The sequence below is a fragment of the Streptomyces sp. NBC_00358 genome (assembly GCF_036099295.1).
Taxonomy (GTDB): domain Bacteria; phylum Actinomycetota; class Actinomycetes; order Streptomycetales; family Streptomycetaceae; genus Streptomyces.
Genome location: NZ_CP107976.1, coordinates 563682 through 581478, shown reverse-complemented (window position 1 = coordinate 581478; position 17797 = coordinate 563682). Strand labels below are relative to the sequence as shown.

The window sequence follows — 17797 nt, the reverse complement described above, 5'->3', positions numbered from 1 at the left end:
GACAACGGTGCAGCCGCCCCCGACGGGGGCGGCTGCACCGTTGTCCGCGGACTCAGCTCGTGAACGTGAACCAGTTGATGTTGGTGAAGTCCGAAGTGCTGCCCGAGAAGACCAGGTAGACGTCGTGGACTCCGGTCGCGGAGGCGGACATGTTCGTGGGAACCGTCTGCCAGTTCTGCCAGCCGCCGTTGTTGCCGAAGTCGATCTCGGCGATCTTCGTGCCGCTGGTGCTGTCGAGCCGCACCTGGACGGCACCGCTGACACCGGCGGCCGCGCCCGACGCCAGCCGGGCCTTGAACTGGTTCGGGGAGACCGAACCGAAGTCGACGGAGGAGAACTTCAGCCAGTCGCCGTTCGCGATGTAGCCCACATCGCTGCCGCCGCCGGAATCGGAGCAGGCCTCGGTGGTGGTTCCGCTCTGCGCCGAGTACGACTCGGCCTGGATCGTGCCGTAGGCGCTGACGGTGCCCGAGCCGCCCCCGGATCCTCCGCCGGAACCGCTGCCGGCGCCCAGGGTGATGCTCCACGAGGTGGGTGCCCCGTCCTGGATGTGCCCGTCGACGGGGGCCGAGCCGGTGGGGCCGACGTCGTCGTAGGGGAAGGCGTAGCCGATGCTGGCGTACTTGTGGACCAGCCGCGCGTAGTGGTTGGTGACCGCGTCCGTGTAGTACTGCGAGGGCGTCACACCGTCAGGGTTGTTGTTCCCGCCCGAGACCAGCAGCGAGCTGCGGTTGATCGCCGCGGCGAGCCGGGCCGCGATCGCCCCGCGGGCGTCTCCCCCGGAGTTGTAGAGGGGACCGGACGCGCAGCCGAAGATGTCGACGGCGCTCGGCTTGGTGAACGGCACGCCGTTGGTGTTGAGACCCGAGAAGACGATGGCGTTGCCGGAGACGGTACCGGTGTAGGAACCGATGCTGCCCTGGCCGTTGATGGTCAGCGGGGTGGAGGCGTAGTGGCTCCAGACCCGGTTCAGGTAGTCGTTCCAGTAGCCGCCGAAGTCCACCGGCGAGTGCGAGGGCGCCATGACGCGCAGCACCCCACCGGAGGAGTCGGTGACCACCAGCCTGTCCCAGGGGGCTCCGTCGGAGGCGTGCTGGGTCTGCAGGCCGGAGGCGATGGAGGCGAGGGCACCGGAGGGCAGCGGGCTGACCGACTGGGTGCCGCCGCTGCCGGTGCTGGCCATCGAGATCGGCAGCGCGACCATGTCCACGTAGGAGATGTTGGCGTACAGGTTGGCGCTGTTGAACGTGAACTCGCAGAACGTCCAGTTGGTGGCCCAGTTGGGGTCGGAGCTCACCAGGGCGGGCTGCACCACGCCGGGCGGGGAGCCCGGATTGACGAAGAACTGGAGTTTCTGCCCGACCGAGAACCAGACCCGGCCGCCGATGATGTAGTCGGTCAGCGTGATGGTCTTGGCGGCCGAACCGGAGGCACCCAGCGCGATCGAGTAGTCGGCGATGGGGGTCACCGCGGACGACGGGTTGGGCAGCCGGTTCAGGGCGCCGTTCGCGGAGACGAAGACCGGCCAGCCGCTGCTGTCGGTGCCGGATATGTAGGCGTAGACGGTGTCCTGGCCGGAGTTGTTCGCCAGTTTCACGGGGAGCGAGACTCCCGCTGCCGCGGCGGCGGACGTCAACGGCGAGAGCGGCGAGAACGGGCTGAGTGCAGCCGTACCGGTGAGGGCACCGGCCGCGGTCAGGAAGGAACGTCGGGAAACCACAGGGGCCCTCCCGGAGGGGGTGATGGTCCGTCAGCAATGCGACGGTGCGGGGGAGTTGGTTCATGTGAGGTTCTGTGCGGGGGTGACGTTATTGGACTGGACCAGTGCCGTCAAGGTTGCGGAAGCATCACCTCCACGTAACGGCGATAAGAACGGGAACGTCCGCCCGGCGAAGGACGCCCAGGAAAATGGGGTCTTGCCACTGCCGCTGCAGCCGCGGATACAACTGCCGCGCGCCGCGTCAGGTAGGCCGGCTGAGCCCGCCCTCGGGTAGCGGCGAGAACGGCGAATCCGAAGCGCGTCCCGCGGGTCCGGGACGTGCGCCGGACGCTCGGTTCGGGGTGACGTGTTCGGCGGCGGGGGGCCCGAGAACCCGTACCGGGGGCGGGTCCAATCAGGTCACCACCGACGGGTCGGCCGTGGGGAGTCGTACACGAACTGCCGCCACCGGGCACCTGGCCTCCAGAGCACCCGGAACATGTGAACGACTCTCCCTCGCACACCTGCCCGAGACTCCAACCCCCTTGCTATGAAGCCCAGATGGGCTTGGGGGTTGATGCCGGGAGCCCGGCTCCGACGCACTATCGTTTACGACATGTCCGCCCCTGAGCTGATCCGCATCGTCTCCCGTGACTCGCCCATGGCCCTGGCCCAGGTCGAGCGCGTACGCGCCGAGCTCGGCGTGCTCCACCCCGACATCCAGACCGTGGTGATCCCGGTCAAGACCACCGGTGACAAATGGATGGGGGATCTCTCCAAGGTCGAGGGCAAGGGCGCGTTCACCAAAGAGGTCGACGCCGCGCTCGTCGCCGGGGAGGCCGACCTCGCGGTGCACTGCGTCAAGGACGTACCGGCGGACAGGCCGCTGCCGGCCGGCACGACCTTCGCGGCGTTCCTCAAGCGTGACGACATCCGTGACGCCCTCGTCCACCCCGGCGGCCTGCTCCTCGACGAGCTCCCCGCGGGAACCCGGATCGGAACCTCCTCGGTGCGCAGGGTCGCGCAACTCGCCGCCTCCCACCCGCACCTGGAATGCGTACCGTTCCGCGGCAACGCCAACCGTCGCCTGGACAAGCTCGCGGCGGGCGAGGTCGACGCACTGCTGCTGGCCGTCTCCGGTCTGGAGCGCATCGGCCGGCCCGACGTGATCACCGAGATCCTGTCGACCGAGGCGATGATCCCGCCGATCGGGGCCGGCGTTCTGGCTCTTCAGTGCCGTGAGACCGACACCCCCACGATCGACGTCATCAGCACTCTGAACGATTCCGACACCTACCGCGAGGCCACCGCGGAGCGGATGTTCCTGCACGTCCTCCAAGGCCACTGCAACAGCCCGATCGCCGGATACGCGAAGGCGTCCCGGAGCGATCTGTCGCTGCGCGCCTGCGTGTTCAGCCCCGACGGAAAGACCGTCCTGAACGCTCACGAATGGGCCGGGCGGCTAAATCCGTCGGACCTCGGCGCTTCCGTCGCACTGGCTCTGCTGCGGCAGGGCGCCCGCGAGCTGATCGACAGCATCGCCCACTGAAGGACGTACACCGGGCGGCCGCGCGGCGGGGGCCCTTCGAGCGGAGGTGTCGGACGCCCCGCGGAACGACGGCATCGGGCTCGGCGTCCGTGGGGTGTTCTGCCTTCAGGGGCCCACGGTCGCCGGTGCCGCCGTCCCGTCAGCCGACCCCGATCCCGATGAGCAGCGTGCCGATGGACGCCAGAGTGAGGCCCAGGGGGATCAGGCTCACCGCGATCCCCACGCCCAGGCTCTTCCTCTTCGCCGGGTACCACGGCACGCCCAAGGAGAGCAGCGCCAGCAGGAACAGCACCAGGGCCACGCCGATCGCGGCCTCCGTGCCCCCGCAGGGGTTGGCCGCGCTGCACGAGTCCAGTGCCATGGGGGACAGCAACAGCAGCAGAGCGGCGACGAGTTGGACCACCAGCGCCACCAACACGCCGACCAACGGGGCGATCCACCATGTCCGGCGGGGCTGAATCCGGTCGACGGGGAGGAATCCGGCCGCGGACGGCGATTGCGGACGAGGAGGCTGAGTGGGGACCTGCGGTCTGGCGGGGGTGCTCATGGGCACAGTATGGCGTCTTGGTGAACATCCGGTGAAGGCCGGTCCGAGGTCGCACCTCAGACCCCCTGAACTGCGGAAACGATGGCGAACGCCGAAGCCTCCTCGGCCACGTTCCAGCGCGCGCCGAAGCAGAGCAGCGGGCCCGTCTCGTCACAGATCGGTCCGACCTTTCAAACCGGGTGGTCATCCTGTTCACCGGTCGGGTCGGGCCGCCGCTCCAGCAGCGCGGACCGAGATCATTCCGAAACGAGGAGCAGGGGCTGCCCTGTAAGCCGTGCTTCGCTGTTGGTGTCACGGTGCGGATGGGCAAGTCGGTGGCAGGCCGGCCGTCGGTACGGGACGATCGCGACGTGCACCGCCGCCCCGCTCTTGCCGGACACATGCGAACGCGTCGAGTGGGGGTGCCGTGCTGACGTCGGATCGATGCTCGGCCCGGTGCTTTCCGCGCAGGGCCGGAAAGGACGCGTGTGTCTCTCGCTGTTGAAGACCGCCTGGCCATCACCGAACTGGTCTCGTTGCACGGGCACCTCGTTGACGATGGAAGCCTTGACCGGTTGGAGGAGTTGTTCACCGCCGATGTGGTCTACGACCTCACCGACTTCGGCGAGAAGCCGCTGTGCGGGGTGGCGGCCATCAGACAGGCGGCATGGGCGCTGGGAGCGGCCAATCCTGTCGCTCATCACGTCACCAACGTCGTCGTCACGGCATCGGCGGACGGCCGGGTGCAGGTCCGTTCCAAGGGCCTGGGTATCAAGGCCGACGGCTCCTGCGGTTCCGTCTCCTACCAAGACACCGTCGTGCGCACCGCCGACGGCTGGCGGATCAGCCATCGCAGGGTGTCGCCACGCCGAACTCCCTTGGGCGGGATGACAACGCCCGGCTGACCGTGAGGACGACATCGTGCGGGCGGGCGATGCCGACCATGGCGTGGTGGACACCGTCGCCTTTGCGGCGGAAGTGCTGCAGGCGCTGCCGTCCGGGGTCGCCGACTCGGGCACCCACCTCCCGCCTCAAGGCGGCACGCCGCGTGGTCTACGTCTACGGGGGCAACGCCCCGGAAAGCGCAAGGCCCACCGGGTGTCCTCCCACGTAGAGCAGCGCACGTGGTAGCCGGTGGGCCGTGCCGAAAGGCGTGAACAGAGAAGGCGGGACGGGGCTGCTGGGCGGGGATGGCGGGGCGCCCGTGCGTGAAGCGGAAGCAGACGGCCGCCCCGGGCACGGGCCCTAGCGGGCGAGTGCGGCCTCGCTCGGGGCCTGGCTGCGGGGGTCGGAGGCGAGGGCGCGAAGAATCTCCTCGACGCTCTGCTTGGCATCGCCGAAGAGCATGCTGCTGTTCTCGCGGAAGAACAGCGGGTTCTGCACGCCCGCGTAGCCGGAGGCCATGGAGCGCTTGAAGACGACGACCTGCTCCGCCTCCCACACCCGCAGTACCGGCATGCCCGCGATCGGGCTGGTGGGGTCGTCCGTCGCGGCCGGGTTGACGGTGTCGTTGGCGCCGATGACCAGGACGACAGAAGTGTCGGCGAGGTCGTCGTTGATCTCGTCCATCTCCAGAACGATGTCGTACGGCACCTTGGCCTCGGCGAGCAGCACGTTCATGTGCCCGGGCAGACGGCCCGCCACGGGGTGGACGCCGAACCGGACCTCCACACCGCGCTCGCGCAGTTGACGCGTGAGCTCGGCGACCGGGTGCTGCGCCTGTGCCACGGCCATGCCGTAGCCGGGGGTGATGACGACGGACCGGGCCTGGGTCAGAAGGTCGGCCACCTCCTGGGCGTGGATCTCGCGGTGCTCGCCCTGTTCCTCGTCCCCGCTCGCGGGAGCCTCGATGCCGAATCCGCCCGCGATGACGGAGAGGAAGGACCGGTTCATCGCCTTGCACATGATGAAGGACAGGTAGGCACCCGAGGATCCGACCAGCGCGCCCGTGACGATGAGCAGGTTGTTGTCGAGGAGGAATCCCGCAGCCGCCGCGGCCCAGCCGGAGTAGCTGTTGAGCATGGAGACGACGACCGGCATGTCGCCGCCGCCGATCGAGGCGACGAGATGCCAGCCCAGGACGAGCGCGAGCACGGTCACGGCGATCATCAGGCCGAGGCCGGGGCTGATCGTGAAGCAGACCGTCAGCGCGGCGAACGCCGCCAGTGCCGCGACGTTGAGCGCGTTCTTGCCCGGCAGGACCAGCGGACGGGACTTGATGCGCGCCGACAGCTTGAGGAACGCCACGATCGAGCCGGTGAAGGTGACCGCCCCGATGAAGATGCCGATGAACACCTCTGCGTGGTGGATCTCCAGCAGGTCGGCCGCGACGTGGGTCTGCGCGGCCCCGTGCGCCTCGACCTCCAGGTAGCTGTCCCAGCCGACCAGCACAGCGGCGAGACCGACGAAGCTGTGCAGCACGGCGATGAGTTCGGGCATCTGGGTCATCTCGACCTGCCGCGCGCGCCAGATACCGATCGCGGCGCCCAGCACCATCGCGACACCGATCAGCGCGACCGCGCCCGCGGTGATGCTCTGTGCCGCGAGCACGACGGTGGCGACCAGTGCGAGTGCCATGCCGGCGATGCCGTACACGACACCGGCACGGGAGGTGCGGTGCTGGGAGAGCCCCGCCAGACTGAGGACGAACAGCAGGGCGGCGACCAGGTCCGCGGCGTGGGAGGCTGTGGTTGACGTCATTGCGGCTCAGCCCTTCGAGAACATGGACAGCATGCGGCGGGTGACGGCGAAGCCGCCGAAGACGTTCACGCTCGTCAGCAGGATCGCCACGAACGCGAGCGTCGTGACGACCGCGCTCTCGTGCCCGATCTGCAGCAGCGCGCCGATCACCACGATCCCGGAGATCGCGTTGGTGACCGACATCAGCGGCGTGTGCAACGCGTGGTGCACCTTGCCGATCACGTAGTAGCCGATCACCACCGCCAGTGTGAAGACCGTGAAGTTCGCCGCGAGTTGTGCCGGTGCGAAGGCCACCAGGGCGAACATCGCCAGCATGCCGGCACCGATCAGGCCGAACCGGGCCGCCGGGGTGAGCCGCGGCTCCTTGGGCTGTGCGGCCGCTGCCACGGGGGCGGGCTGCGCGGCGGGCGAGGCCGAGACGGCCACGGGCGGTGGAGGCCAGGTGATCTCGCCCTCGCGCACCACGGTCACCGCACGCTGGACCACGTCGTCGAAGTCGATGACCAGCCGGCCGTCCTTGCCGGGCGTCAGCAGCTTGATCAGGTTCACCAGGTTGGTGCCGAACAGCTGTGAGGCCTGGGTGGGCAGCCGGGACGCCAGATCGGTGTACCCGATGATGGTGACGTCGTTGTCGGTGACCACGGTGCGGCCCGCGACGGTCCCCGCGACGTTGCCGCCCTGGGCCGCGGCCATGTCGACGATGACGCTGCCGGGCTTCATCGCCGCCACATCCTCGGCGGTGAGCAGGCGCGGGGCGGGGCGGCCCGGGATCAGCGCGGTCGTGATGACGATGTCCACGTCCTTCGCCTGCCCGTGGTACAGCTCGGCCGCGGCGCGGTCGTAGTCGGCGGAGGTCGCCTTGGCGTAGCCGTCGGTGCTCTCCTCCTGCGCGACGTTCACCGCGAGGTATTCGCCACCCAACGACCGGACCTGGTCGGCCACTTCCGGTCGCGGATCGGTCGCCCGGACGATCGCGCCGAGACTGGAGGCGGCCCCGATCGCGGCCAGCCCCGCCACACCGACGCCGGCCACCAGTACCTTCGCGGGCGGGACCTTGCCCGCAGCCGTCACCTGGCCGGTGAAGAAGCGCCCGAACACGTGCGCCGCCTCGATCACGGCTCGGTAGCCGGCGATGTTGGCCATGGAACTGAGCACGTCCATCGACTGCGCCCGCGAGATCCGCGGTACCGCGTCCAGGGCCAGCACGGTGATCGGCCGGCTCGCGAGCTCCGCGAGCAGGTCGGACTGCTGGGCCGGGCTGATCAGCCCGATCAGCGTCGCACCGTCCGGCACGCGCGCGATCTCGCCCGTCGAGGGGGAGTTGACCTTCAGTACGACGTCCGCCTGCCAGGCGTCGCCTATCTGTGCCCCCGCCTCGCAGTAGGTGTCGTCCGCGAAGCCCGATGCCGTACCGGCGTCCGACTCGACGACGACGTCATAGCCCAGCCCCACCAACTGGCGCACTGTGGCGGGAGTCGCCGCGACACGGGTCTCCCCGGGAGTGGACTCGGCCACCACTCCGATGCGCTGAGGCGGGTGATGGGCCGATTCTTGTGCGGGCATGGCAATGTCTCCCTGAGGGGGCGCAGATGTGCTGGCACGTATGGGTGATCGGGGGAGTCGGCACCCCTTGGACGCAGGAACTTACATGGTGGAGCAGGCTGTTTGGCACAGTGGGCAACCGTGACTTGTTTCACGCGAGGGCCGTGTCGAGGACGACAGCAGGGCGCCGTAATCCGGCGTTCTGGAAACGCTCCCCACCGAATCGGTGCCTCATAAATGGGGATCGGTCCGGCTCCCGACAGCCCCGGCGGAGCCTGCGCCACACCCGCGGGTAGTCGAGCCCGATCCTCTCCAGGGGGCCGCGCAGCCGGAGTTGCCGTCGCAGACCGCGTCGTCGGCCGTCCGCACGACCGGGGCCCCGGCCTCCAGGGAGCGTTCGATTGCCTTGACAGCACACATATCGCTTATCGATACTATCGATAAGCGATATGTGCGCTGTCGGTGACTAGGGGGAACCATGGGTACGAAGTCCTGGTGGGGCCGGACCGACAACCGACTGCTGGAGGCGGCTCTGGGCCTGGCCGCCCTGTTCGTCGGCGTCTTCGGGGTACTGCTCCCGGTCTTCGGGGTGGTCGGCCTCATCGACCCTGTGGACACCCGCGAGGTAAAGGTCGAGACCGCGACCCGGGTGCCGGGCGAGGTGACCGACGCGGTGGCGGGCCACGGCATGACCCTCACCGGCACTCACCAGGCCGACCTGGCCTTCGCCCACCCCGACCTGAACCAGCGCCTGTTGCTCGCACTGCCGGACGTCATAGGCGGCCTTCTCCTGCTCCTCGTCCTGGCCCTTCTCCTTCGGGTGGCCAAGACACTGCGAGACGGCGATGTCTTCGTGCCGAAGAACGCCCGCCGCTTGAGCGTCATTGGGCTCACGGTGCTGGTGCACGCCGTACTCTCCCCTGTGCTCCCGGCGTTCACCACACAGGCGCTGGTGAGCGGCACCCCCATGGCTGAACAGATCCCCGCCTCGGTCACGTTCACCGGCGAGTACGTCCTGCTCGCCTTCCTCATCCTGGCCCTGGGCGAGGTCTTTCGGCGTGGTACGAAGCTCCGCGCCGACGCCGACGGGCTGGTCTGATGCCGCCGGAGGACGAGCATCGGGTCAAGGTCCACCTGGACCGACTGCTGGCCGAGCGCGGCATGACTCTGTCCGAACTGGCGGCCAGGGTCGATGTGACGGTGGTCAACCTCTCCGTCCTGAAGAACGACCGGGCGAAGGCGATCCGCTTCTCCACCCTCACCGCGATCTGCCGCGAACTGAAATGCCAACCCGGTGACCTGCTCGGCATCCGCGAGGACTGACCCCGGTCCTCGGCATGGCCGGCAATTCGTATGAGGGCGCCGTGTACCCCCCTTACCGTGTGGCCTTCGTCGAGGAAAGCCCGTAGGTGCGTCGCCGGGCCGGTGGGAGCCGCACCGCCCGACACATCGGTGGATCGAGGGCCGCCACCCGTCACCCGTCACCCGCCGCGCGTGACGTGTCACGCGCGAAGCCGGGTGCCCCGGTCGGCCTTTCGGCCGACCGGGGCACCCGGCGGTTGAGCGGTTGAGCGATTCAGCGGCAGAACCGAGGACCAGCCGTGCATCAGCGGTGGACCAGCCATGACCAGCCATGGACCAGTCGTGGATCAGCCGCGTGGCAGGACCAGCGACTGCACGTCCGGCAGGCCCCGCCAGTCGTTCGACGCCACCGTGGCATGCGCCTTGGCCAGCAGAGCGACCCGTGCCGAGGCGTCCGACGCCGACGGGCTGACGTCGTCGAGAGCCGGCGACACATTCTGCGAGTCCGTCATGAACAGCAGATAGTGGTTGGTGTCGTACCAACTCGTGTCGATGCCGTTGTTGATGTATGCCGACGCGTCACCGTCGAAGGCGACGAACCAGGGCCGCAGCGTCGTGTCCGAGTAACGGGTGCGCGGGTCACCCGAGGCGGCATTGTGGACCGAGGGGAAGATGTTCGCCTGCGCGGTGGTGCCCGCGGTGTGCAGGTTGCGCAGGTACGTCGCGTACTCCTTGTCCGTCCACAGGGTGTCGGTCGGGTTGCCCTCCTCGACCGTGCCGGGGATGACCTCCAGCAGCACCTTGCCCGCCAACTGCGCCCGGGTCGGCCAGTTTCCGGCCTTGGCCGCGTCGTCGAGGGTGGCGTACTGGCCACCGCCGGGCTTGTTCAACAGATCGTTCGGCTTGTAGACCAGGCTCCCCAGGTGCGCGGTGATCGACTGGTCCAGCTTGGCCGGGCTCATCCCGAGGTTGGCCTGGAAGCCGGCCTTCATCTCCAGCTTGATGATCAGCGGCCCGTGGCCCGGGTGCGCCCCGAGCCATACCCGGACGTCGTCCAGGCAGCTCTCCAGGTCCTTGTTGGTGCCGCCGGTGTACAGGTCGGCGGCCGAGGAGGCGTTGACACAGTTGTTGCTGTTGCTGGTCAGGCTGCTGTGGCTGACCTTCCACTCCTGGGTGAAGACGTCGTCCCAGACGTCCAGTTCGATCATCGAGGTGCCGGTGTCGAGGCCCTGCGCGAGGTAGGTGAACGAGCTGGGGTCGTAGGTGTTGTGGATTCCGGACGTGGTGGTGCCGGACAACTGGAGCGAGTTCGTGTCGTCGGCGGAGGCGGAGGCGGTGACGCCTCCGACGGCGCCGGACGCAAGGCACAGACTCAGTATGCCGAGCAGCGCGGTACGCGGTGCCGCGAGCGGGCGGAGGGGAAGTCTAAGGCGGCTCATCGAACCGGTCACGGTTCCTCCATCGTGGGGGTGACTCTCCGTCTGGACGGTGACGGCCAAGCATTAATCGACGGAGACATGACACATAACGCGATCTAGAATCCTGCTGTCAGCTACGATTCCGGCCGATCTTTTCCAGCCGTCCGCAGCCTGCCGAGCTCTGCTCCTCTTACGCAGGCGGCGGGTGCGCAACGGACACGACCGGTGGGAGACGGCCCCGGTTCCGTGAGGCGGTCGCCCCGGCCGACGGCGGAGCGCGATTCTGCTCGGGAAGCCCGATATCTACGGGCGTATCGCACCGATGCCTATGCTGTGCCCGTGGACGAGCCCGATCGCGAGTGGCGGCAGGTCGAGGCCGAGTTGGCCCGCAGTCGCCGACGCCTGACACGTGCCGCGCACCGCGCGAATCGCCGCTTGGCCGCCGTTGCCGTCCCCGGTCCCGTGACGGCTCCGGACGCCCGTCGTCGGAGGCTGCGAGGAGCGTTCGGCGTCTCGGCGGGGTGGGCAGTGGTGTTGCTCGTCGACGTGATCCTGATTCGTGCCCATGTATGGGGTGACGCCTGTACCGGGATATCCGCGCTGACCGGTGCCTTCGCGGGTTCCCTGCTCCTGGGCCTCCGCTATGGGTGGGGGTGGGATCCGGCCCCCGATGTGCTGGATGACCGGCACCTGGTGTCCGCCAGGACGCTCACCGGTGTGCGCACACTGGATCTCGATGGCCTGGTCAGCGTGCGACGCTTCGAGACGATTCAGCGAACCGGCGGCTACCTCGACGAGTTCCACCTGCACGACCGGCATGGGATCCGGCTCACTGTCGACAACGGGCCCGCGATCAACGCGGCCCTCCGCCGTGCCCTCCAGGCGCCAGATGTGCGCCCTGGCCCGAACGGTTTGACGACCGTGAGAATTACCCGTCACGCCCGCACCGCGCTCGGAATCACCCCACGCTCCCGCATCCCCCGGGCGATGCACAGGCTCTGGGGTTTTTGGATGATGATGGCCACGATGGGCATCCCTGCCCTGCTCAGTTACCTGACAGCCTCCGTGCTCGCGGGGACGGACATCCTCGGGAGACCGGGGCACTGAGCTGTCTCCGCAGGTCGGCATGACACCGCAGGGCACACGGTTCTGAGCGTCGCGCGCACGAGGCGCCGGACGGACACTGAGCCGTACCCGGCACCACGACATCCGTGTCGGCGGAGACACACCATCGGTACCCATGGGACGCGGCGGTGGCGGGCGCTGTACGTCGGGGACAACAGGCCCGCCGGAGGGGTGGGGGGAGGTCGTAGGGTTGTGCCTCGTGCAGCAGCTTGTTGAGATTTCCGACCTGATCACGGCGGTGGATCCACATACCGGCCACCGGCTACCGGTCCAGCGTGCGGAGGTGCTCCGGCAGCTTCGCGAGAGCGGGGACAAGCGCGCGGCCCGGATCGTTGCCGGGCTGCCCATGGACCAGGACGGCGTACTGGACCCGTACACCGTGGACCGCCTGCTCATCAGCGTGCACACCGAGCTCCAGCGACTGAGCGAGGAACTGCGGATCGGCGAACGGATGCTCCACGTGCTCGGCCCCCTGTTCGCGGCGATTCGGGCGACTGCCGGGCATGCCGGGCCGTACCGCCTGGTCGATGTCGGTTGCGGGCTGGGCTACCTGGTCCGCTGGCTTGCGACCACCAACGCCCTCGGTCCGGACGTCGAGTTGGTCGGGGTCGACCTCGACGCCACGCTGGTCGGCGAGGCAGACCGACTTGCCCACGCGGAGGGGCTCGACTGCCGCTTCGTCCACGGGAACGCCTTCGACCTACCGGAAGCGGCGACCGTCTACGTCTCCACCGGCGTACTGCACCATTTCCGCGGCGCCGCACTGGCCGAGTTCTTCCAGGCCCAGGCCGCCTCACCGGCCCATGCCTTCTGCCACTTCGACATCGCCGCCACCCGTCTCGCACCCGTTGGCGCCTGGGTCTTCCACCGTGCCAGGATGCGCAACCCGCTCGGCCGTCACGACGGCGTCGTCTCCGCGCTGCGCGCCCACAGTGACGAGACACTTCTGCGTGCCGCCGCGGTACCGGGCATCCACGCACTGTTGTACGAGCCGCGCGGAGCGGTGAACCCGTTCTGCACCACACTGCGCCCGATCATAGGAGTGCGCCCGCAGTTCGAGGCCCCGCTTCGCCGAGCCCTCGGGCGTGACGCGCGCCGCATAGTCGGCCCGGAGCACCTCGCCGAGGCCGCCCGATGACGCCCGCCATGCCGCTCCTCCTTCTCGGCCTGGTCGACGCGGCGTTCAGCGGCTTCCGTGCCTACGCGGGCACCGACGCCCGCATCCGCAAGCAGCGTGCCACCACCCGAGCCGCCCTGCGTGGACTGGCCGTCGGGGCTGTCCTGCTGCTCGCCCCCACGCTGATCGCCGTTCTCCTGCTACTGACCACAAACGACCAGGCACGGACCTACGGCACTTTGACTGCCGGCGGCCTCGGCTACCTGCTCCCGCTGACCGTCTACGCCGGCGCCGTACTGCTCTCGCTCGCCGCCTACTTCGCCCTGCCGTTCCGCGCCAGCACCCTCGCGGTGGTCGTCGGCCTCGGCCCGCTGACCCTGCTGCGCCCGCTCGCCATCGCCGCCGCCTGCCTCGGCGCGGTCCTCAACGGCGGTGGCGGGTCCGCCCTTCTGATCGGGACGATCGCAGGCGCCGCCGTACTGTGCGTCGAGCCTGCGGTGCACCGACACTGGTACCGCCACATGCAATAGAGAAGTCGTACGACGCCGTGCGGCCTGACGGCGGTACGAGCCTGGCGCAATCCGTCGCAAGAGCCCGTGGACTGCATGCCGCTGGCCGATGACGCCGCCCGACGGCGTGGGATCACCGCACACACCAGGCGCTCCTGGACCCCACGACCTCCGGAGGAGAGGACAGGTGGCTGATGTCGGAGTGGCCGTGGGAGTTGACAGGCTACGACCCAGCCGCCGAGCGGTTGCCTGAATCGCTCTGCACGCTCGGCAACGGCTACTTCGCCACGCGCGGTGCGCTGCCCGAGTGCCGGGCCGGCCTGGTGCACCACCCGGGAACCTATGTGGCCGGCTGCTACAACCGCCGGGAGTCTTCGCTCGTCGTGCTTCCGACCGCTCCCTCGCGTTGCGCCTGGCGCCCGCGCCGCCCGGTCGACGCCGGGACGCTGCCATCTGACGCTGCCTGGAGCGGTCCGCTAGTACCCTGCCCCGCTAGATCTCGGCGGTGCTCAGCTCGCCTCCGTCGTAACCCCGGGACGACCCCGATCACCGTCGGGCGTCGTCAAGCGCCTGCCGGCCGAGAGGTGCGGCTCGGGAGCCGGCCGGGTGCGGGAGCGGGTACGCGGTTCAGGCGGAGTGCCATCACCGGGCAGGCGGCGACCGCGCGTCGGGCGTGGGCCAGCAGGTCCGGCGGGACCGTGGAGTCCCTGAGCACGGGGTAGCCCCATTCGTCCGAGCCGATCAGTTCGGGCAGCAATTCGGCGCAGAGTCCATGGCCGTCACAGGCGGCGAAATCGACGGCGAGTACGTGGGTCCGGGCACGGGTCACCGCCATTCCTCCTCCTCCGGGGGCCGGGCGTCGGGCACCGGCAGGACGAGGGGGGCGAACGCGTCCCCGCACGGTCCGGTGTGCACATGCCGGTGGACGTCGTCGGCGAAGACCCGCAGCGCCGAGGCGGCCAGCCGCTCCGCGCCGTCGGGATGGCTGCACGCGCCACGCCGCGGGAGCAGTCCGAGGCGGCGGTGCAGCCGGTTCAGCAACTGGGCGTCGGCGTGGCCCCGGGCGAGCGCGACGAAGTCCTCGGCGACGGACGGCAGGCCGAACCGGCACGGCCCGCACTGCCGGGCGCTCTGCGCTGCCAGGTAGCTCATCGCGGCTGCCGTCTCGGCCAGCCCGCAGGCTCCTTCGGGCAGCGCCACCAGGACACCCGCGCCCCGTTCCGGCGCCGTGGTGCTCAGCGGCACCGGAAGCCAGCTGCCGAAGAAGCCGCCCGCGAGCACGGCGCCGAGCCGTCCGTGCGGTCCGCCGGCCCGGCTCAGTGCCGCCGTCACGGAGCTCCCCGCCGGGATCTCGTACACCCCCGGCCGACGAACGGCGCCCGAGACCGTGACCAGCGCGGTGCCCGGTGCTTGGGAGCTTCCGCTCGCGCGGAACCATGCGGGGCCGTAGCGGGCGATCAGCGCCAGGTGGGCCAGGGTCTCCACATTGCCGATCAGGGTGGGCCGTTTGGCGACGCCCTTCTCGAAGGGGCGCGGCGGGGTGGACCGGGGGCGGGCGTCACCGCCGTTCAGCCAGTTGACCAGGGACGTCTCCTCACTGGAGACGAAGTGGTGAGGCAGCGCGTGGACCTGCACCGGCACCGGGTCGAGCCCGGCACGGCGCCGCTCCGCGACCGCCGCGGTGAGCTGGTCGACCTGCGCCGCCCGTGTGCGGGGCAGACACAGATGCACCGCGTTCGCGCCGACCGCGACGGCGGCCAGAGCCGCGCCGTCCAGAACGAGGTGCGGGGCGAAGGACAGCAACACCTCGTCCTTGTGGCTGGCCGGCTCGCTCTCCATCCCATTGGCGACGAGCACGGCCGGCCCCCTGGCTCCGGCTACCGAGCGGAGCTTGCGGCCGGTCGGAAAGCCGCCGCCGCCCCGGCCGGTGAGCCCGGCCTCCTCCACGGCGCGCACCAGTGGCATGGCGCTCCCGCGACCGCGTGCCTGGAGCAGCGGGGGAGGGCCGTAGCGGGCGAGGTGTTCCGTGAGGTCGGCGGGCCGGCCGGTGTCGTACCAGCCGGACAGCAGGCGTTCGCCGTACGGGCCGCAGGGCGCCGCCGGATGCTCTCCGGCGAGGACGGTGGCGGTGTCGGAGTTCATTCGGCGTCGTCTCCCTCGTGTTCGTCCTGCTGGGGGTGCTGTTGGGGCGTCGGTGACGGGTGGGGGGTGGACGGGGCGGTGGCGGGCGCCTGTGTCGTGCCGCCCGCGCGGTGCGCCCAGCCCGGCTGCAACGGGCCCGCGGCCAGGAAGGCGACCAGCGTCGCGGGCACCAGCAGCGTGCCCGCCGTCGCCCACCGGCGGACCCGGTCCGCCTGCGTCCCGGCCCGGACCAGCCGCCACCAGACGGCGACCACGACGGTCAGGAGACAGGCCCCGTACAGCGCGAGTTGCGGGCTCAGGCGGGTGTCCGTGCCGGTACCGGCCGCGTGGAAGAGCGCCACCGGCCAGGCCGCGTACGCCAGCCAGTGCACCGCCTTCCACCGGCGGCGGCCCAGGCGCCCGCGTACGGCGCTGGTGAGAGCGACCGCCAGCAGGAGGTCGAGGGCCACCGCGCCCAGGCCGACCCAGAGCGGACGGTAGGAGGCCACGAAGGGGACGAACGCCGTCGGCCAGGTCAGGTGGGCGTAGCCGTCGGTGATGGCGGTGACGATGTGCAGTCCCAGGAAGGCCAGGCTGAGCAGCGACAGATTGCGGTGCAGCGCGGACACCTCGAACCGGCCCAGCCGCAACGGCGCGTACTTGCCCGCCGCCGCGATGCCGAGCGCGACCGCCGCGGTCAACAGGACCAGGGAGACCGTGCCGCTGGCCCGGGTGGCGTACCAGAGCGGGCTCGGACCCGAAGCTGTCAGGAGGGCACCGTTCATCGGCCGTCTCCGTCGGCAGGCCAGGCCCCCAGGTACAGCAGCCTTCCGTCGGTGCGGACGAGACGGGCCGGAAGCCCGGTGCCGCGCAGCCAGTCGGGGGCGCGTTCGCCGAGGACCAGGGCGGCGGTGGTGGCGGTGTTGGCGTCCACGCAACTGGCCGCGGCGACACTGACGGTGCGCCAGACGGGCGGCGGGATGTCGCCGGTGGCCGGGTCGACGATGTGGTGCAGCGTCCGGCCACCGCGGCGCCAGGTCCGTACGGTGGTGCCGGACGTGGCGAGGCCGCCGTCACGGATCGAGACGACCGGGTGTCCGGCGCCCACGTCCGGGGCCGCGTGGTCGTCGGCGATCGCGACCCGCCAGCCGCCGTCCGGCGGATCGCCGGCCGCCGACAGGTCGCCGCCGAGGTTGACCAGGACGCCGCAGCCCACCGCCGCGGCGGCCCGCCGGGCCGCCCGGTCGGCGGCCAAGGCCTTGGCCGTGGCGCCGAGGTCGAGTGTGGTTCCGGCGGGAAGGCGCAGAAGGCGCAGCGCGGGGTCCCAGCGGACGGTTCGCCAGCCTGCGGCGGGGAGTGGCGCGGTCGTCGGTCCGGTGTCCTCGGGCTGCCGTGCGGCCACCTGGGTGAACGTGCGGTCGTAGCCGAGAGCCGCGACCGCCGGGCCCACCGTGGGGTCGACGGCGCCGTCGGTGAGTTCGGCGGCGCGCAGGGCCGTCTCCAGTGCCTCGGCGAGCAGGGCGCTCACCGGCACCGGCCCGGCGCAGGCCGTGACGTTGGCGCGGGAGAGCTCTGAGTCGGGACGAAACCGGCTGCACGCCGCGTCGATGGCGGCCAGCTCCGCCCGCAGGATCAGCAGTGCGTCGTCGGCGCGGGCCGGGTTCGCGGTGAGCAGCACGGCCGTGGTACCGAGAGCGGAGAAGACCGCTGTGGCTGGCTCCGCGTGGGCCGGACGGTTGGTGGCGGGGCGAGCGGTTCCGGCCGGGGGTGTGGTGCGCGTGCCGGTTCCGGGGCGACCGAGGGCGCCCGCCGGTGCGGCGTTCACGACGCACCCGACTGGGTCTGCGGCGCTTGCGGGGTCGGCGTGGGCGCCTGGCCCGAGGGCTTCAGGCCACCGCTCGTGCCGGTGGACGTGCCGCTGCCGTGACCGGCGGGTGCGGCGGTCTGGGCGATCCCAGGGATCACCTGTGCGTAACCGGCGCCCAGTACCGCGGTACCCGCGACGGCCGCGGCCGCCGCCCACCGGGTCGTGACGCTCACGCGTCGCCGCCCTCGTTCACGGCGCCGGACGGCGTCCTTCACGGATCGGTCCGAGTCTGCGGGCTGCTCAGGAAGCGGCATGGATGAACTCCTCGCCAGTAGGCCGGTTGTCCCACTCACCAGGCTGCCTCGCGGCCCGTCGGGAACCG

The 17797-nt window shown here is 70.4% G+C and carries 17 protein-coding genes and 1 pseudogene; 8 read left to right on the top strand and 10 right to left on the bottom strand.

Going from position 1 to position 17797, the window contains the following annotated elements; genetic code table 11:
• Window positions 1-52: 52 nt before the first annotated feature.
• On the bottom strand, window positions 53-1720 hold the full coding sequence (locus OHT01_RS02325; protein ID WP_328551392.1) for a beta-1,3-glucanase family protein: 1668 nt from the start codon (window positions 1718-1720) through the stop codon (window positions 53-55).
• 595 nt (window positions 1721-2315) lie between these two features.
• On the opposite strand from OHT01_RS02325, the gene hemC reads away from it, so the two are divergent.
• Window positions 2316-3248 carry a hydroxymethylbilane synthase gene (hemC, locus tag OHT01_RS02320; RefSeq protein ID WP_328551391.1) on the top strand — a complete coding sequence of 311 codons (933 nt, stop codon included), beginning with the start codon at window positions 2316-2318 and terminating at the stop codon, window positions 3246-3248.
• Window positions 3249-3387: 139 nt separating this feature from the next.
• On the opposite strand, the gene OHT01_RS02315 is transcribed toward hemC, so the two are convergent.
• Window positions 3388-3795 (bottom strand): hypothetical protein, encoded by a 408-nt coding sequence (locus OHT01_RS02315; RefSeq protein WP_328551390.1) that lies wholly within the window; start codon window positions 3793-3795, stop codon window positions 3388-3390.
• 467 nt (window positions 3796-4262) lie between these two features.
• Here OHT01_RS02315 and OHT01_RS02310 point away from each other — a divergent pair, with 467 nt between their 5' ends.
• Window positions 4263-4679: a nuclear transport factor 2 family protein gene (locus OHT01_RS02310; RefSeq protein WP_328551389.1), complete on the top strand. Its 417-nt coding sequence runs from the start codon at window positions 4263-4265 to the stop codon at window positions 4677-4679.
• 340 nt (window positions 4680-5019) lie between these two features.
• Here OHT01_RS02310 and pntB read toward each other — a convergent pair whose 3' ends face one another.
• Both pntB and OHT01_RS02300 read right to left on the bottom strand, forming a co-directional pair.
• Window positions 5020-6474 (bottom strand): Re/Si-specific NAD(P)(+) transhydrogenase subunit beta, encoded by a 1455-nt coding sequence (pntB, locus tag OHT01_RS02305; protein ID WP_328551388.1) that lies wholly within the window; start codon window positions 6472-6474, stop codon window positions 5020-5022.
• A gap of 6 nt (window positions 6475-6480) precedes the next feature.
• The gene (locus OHT01_RS02300) at window positions 6481-8037 is read right to left on the bottom strand and encodes a Re/Si-specific NAD(P)(+) transhydrogenase subunit alpha (RefSeq protein ID WP_328551387.1); all 1557 of its coding nucleotides are present in this window, start codon (window positions 8035-8037) and stop codon (window positions 6481-6483) included.
• A 457-nt stretch (window positions 8038-8494) separates the two neighbouring features.
• Here OHT01_RS02300 and OHT01_RS02295 point away from each other — a divergent pair, with 457 nt between their 5' ends.
• Both OHT01_RS02295 and OHT01_RS02290 read left to right on the top strand, forming a co-directional pair.
• The gene (locus OHT01_RS02295; protein WP_328551386.1) at window positions 8495-9115 is read left to right on the top strand and encodes a DUF2975 domain-containing protein; all 621 of its coding nucleotides are present in this window, start codon (window positions 8495-8497) and stop codon (window positions 9113-9115) included.
• Complete coding sequence (locus OHT01_RS02290; RefSeq protein WP_328551385.1) at window positions 9115-9339, top strand: helix-turn-helix domain-containing protein; 225 nt, start codon at window positions 9115-9117, stop codon at window positions 9337-9339. The genes OHT01_RS02295 and OHT01_RS02290 overlap by 1 nt, the downstream gene beginning before the upstream one ends.
• Before the next feature lie 326 nt (window positions 9340-9665).
• On the opposite strand, the gene OHT01_RS02285 is transcribed toward OHT01_RS02290, so the two are convergent.
• Entirely contained in the window at window positions 9666-10757 is a 1092-nt protein-coding gene (locus OHT01_RS02285) for a phosphatidylinositol-specific phospholipase C domain-containing protein (protein ID WP_328551384.1), read from the bottom strand.
• Between the two features lie 318 nt (window positions 10758-11075).
• On the opposite strand from OHT01_RS02285, the gene OHT01_RS02280 reads away from it, so the two are divergent.
• The 4 genes and pseudogenes from OHT01_RS02280 to OHT01_RS02265 all read left to right on the top strand — a co-directional run.
• On the top strand, window positions 11076-11843 hold the full coding sequence (locus OHT01_RS02280; protein WP_328551383.1) for a hypothetical protein: 768 nt from the start codon (window positions 11076-11078) through the stop codon (window positions 11841-11843).
• A 301-nt stretch (window positions 11844-12144) separates the two neighbouring features.
• The gene (locus tag OHT01_RS02275; RefSeq protein ID WP_328551382.1) at window positions 12145-12999 is read left to right on the top strand and encodes a class I SAM-dependent methyltransferase; all 855 of its coding nucleotides are present in this window, start codon (window positions 12145-12147) and stop codon (window positions 12997-12999) included.
• 8 nt (window positions 13000-13007) lie between these two features.
• Window positions 13008-13508, top strand: coding sequence for a hypothetical protein (locus tag OHT01_RS02270; RefSeq protein ID WP_328551381.1), 501 nt, complete (start codon window positions 13008-13010; stop codon window positions 13506-13508).
• A gap of 173 nt (window positions 13509-13681) precedes the next feature.
• Window positions 13682-13867, top strand: a pseudogene (locus OHT01_RS02265) (hypothetical protein); the annotation flags it as partial.
• A 182-nt stretch (window positions 13868-14049) separates the two neighbouring features.
• On the opposite strand, the gene OHT01_RS02260 reads toward OHT01_RS02265, so the two are convergent.
• The 5 genes from OHT01_RS02260 to OHT01_RS02240 are packed head-to-tail and all read right to left on the bottom strand — an operon-like array spanning window position 14050 to window position 17648.
• On the bottom strand, window positions 14050-14322 hold the full coding sequence (locus OHT01_RS02260) for a ferredoxin (protein ID WP_328551380.1): 273 nt from the start codon (window positions 14320-14322) through the stop codon (window positions 14050-14052).
• Window positions 14313-15629 (bottom strand): NADH-ubiquinone oxidoreductase-F iron-sulfur binding region domain-containing protein, encoded by a 1317-nt coding sequence (locus tag OHT01_RS02255; protein WP_328551379.1) that lies wholly within the window; start codon window positions 15627-15629, stop codon window positions 14313-14315. The genes OHT01_RS02260 and OHT01_RS02255 overlap by 10 nt, the downstream gene beginning before the upstream one ends.
• On the bottom strand, window positions 15626-16393 hold the full coding sequence (locus tag OHT01_RS02250) for a ferric reductase-like transmembrane domain-containing protein (RefSeq protein ID WP_328551378.1): 768 nt from the start codon (window positions 16391-16393) through the stop codon (window positions 15626-15628). Before OHT01_RS02250 ends, OHT01_RS02255 begins: the two co-directional genes overlap by 4 nt.
• Complete coding sequence (locus OHT01_RS02245) at window positions 16390-17433, bottom strand: FAD:protein FMN transferase (protein ID WP_328551377.1); 1044 nt, start codon at window positions 17431-17433, stop codon at window positions 16390-16392. The genes OHT01_RS02250 and OHT01_RS02245 overlap by 4 nt, the downstream gene beginning before the upstream one ends.
• Window positions 17430-17648, bottom strand: a complete 219-nt coding sequence (locus OHT01_RS02240) for a hypothetical protein (RefSeq protein WP_328551376.1) — start codon at window positions 17646-17648, stop codon at window positions 17430-17432. The genes OHT01_RS02245 and OHT01_RS02240 overlap by 4 nt, the downstream gene beginning before the upstream one ends.
• Window positions 17649-17797 lie beyond the last annotated feature (149 nt).

Coding starts and splice junctions, on each gene's coding strand:
- hemC (WP_328551391.1), top strand. CDS start 2,316: ATGTCCGCCCCTGAGCTGATCCGCATCGTCTCCCGTGACTCGCCCATG.
- OHT01_RS02315 (WP_328551390.1), bottom strand. CDS start 3,795: ATGAGCACCCCCGCCAGACCGCAGGTCCCCACTCAGCCTCCTCGTCCG.
- pntB (WP_328551388.1), bottom strand. CDS start 6,474: ATGACGTCAACCACAGCCTCCCACGCCGCGGACCTGGTCGCCGCCCTG.
- OHT01_RS02300 (WP_328551387.1), bottom strand. CDS start 8,037: ATGCCCGCACAAGAATCGGCCCATCACCCGCCTCAGCGCATCGGAGTG.
- OHT01_RS02295 (WP_328551386.1), top strand. CDS start 8,495: ATGGGTACGAAGTCCTGGTGGGGCCGGACCGACAACCGACTGCTGGAG.
- OHT01_RS02290 (WP_328551385.1), top strand. CDS start 9,115: ATGCCGCCGGAGGACGAGCATCGGGTCAAGGTCCACCTGGACCGACTG.
- OHT01_RS02285 (WP_328551384.1), bottom strand. CDS start 10,757: ATGAGCCGCCTTAGACTTCCCCTCCGCCCGCTCGCGGCACCGCGTACC.
- OHT01_RS02270 (WP_328551381.1), top strand. CDS start 13,008: ATGCCGCTCCTCCTTCTCGGCCTGGTCGACGCGGCGTTCAGCGGCTTC.
- OHT01_RS02260 (WP_328551380.1), bottom strand. CDS start 14,322: ATGGCGGTGACCCGTGCCCGGACCCACGTACTCGCCGTCGATTTCGCC.
- OHT01_RS02255 (WP_328551379.1), bottom strand. CDS start 15,629: ATGAACTCCGACACCGCCACCGTCCTCGCCGGAGAGCATCCGGCGGCG.
- OHT01_RS02250 (WP_328551378.1), bottom strand. CDS start 16,393: ATGAACGGTGCCCTCCTGACAGCTTCGGGTCCGAGCCCGCTCTGGTAC.